This is a genomic window from Endozoicomonas atrinae, from assembly GCF_001647025.1.
In the GTDB taxonomy this organism is placed as follows: domain Bacteria; phylum Pseudomonadota; class Gammaproteobacteria; order Pseudomonadales; family Endozoicomonadaceae; genus Endozoicomonas; species Endozoicomonas atrinae.
In genome coordinates, this window is record NZ_LUKQ02000762.1 from 1 (window position 1) to 556 (window position 556).

Sequence of the window (556 nt, forward strand, 5' to 3'; positions counted from 1 at the left end):
CCGTGTCAGGTGTGCCGCTGCCGGTACTGGTGGTGCCGGATCCCATGACCGGGCTTTCCCCGGTGCCGGTGGTCACCGTGTCAGGTGTGCCGCTGCCGGTACTGGTGGTGCCGGATCCCATGACCGGATTTTCCCCGGTGCCGGTGGTCACCGTGTCAGGTGTGCCGCTGCCAGTACTGGTGGTGCCGGATCCCATGACCGGGCTTTCCCCGGTGCCGGTGGTCACCGTGTCAGGTGTGCCGCTGCCAGTACTGGTGGTGCCGGATCCCATGACCGGGCTTTCCCCGGTGCCGGTGGTCACCGTGTCAGGTGTGCCGCTGCCAGTACTGGTGGTGCCGGATCCCATGACCGGGCTTTCCCCGGTGCCGGTGGTCACCGTGTCAGGTGTGCCGCTGCCGGTACTGGTGGTGCCGGATCCCATGACCGGATTTTCCCCGGTGCCGGTGGTCACCGTGTCAGGTGTGCCGCTGCCGGTACTGGTGGTGCCGGATCCCATGACCGGGCTTTCCCCGGTGCCGGTGGTCACCGTGTCAGGTGTGCCGCTGCCAGTACTGGT

The 556-nt window shown here is 67.8% G+C and carries 1 protein-coding gene; it reads right to left on the reverse strand.

The features are described 5' to 3' along the window. Positions 1 to 556, reverse strand: a 556-nt coding sequence (locus tag AK963_RS34385) for a hypothetical protein (RefSeq protein ID WP_202969977.1), incomplete at both ends; no start/stop codon positions are given.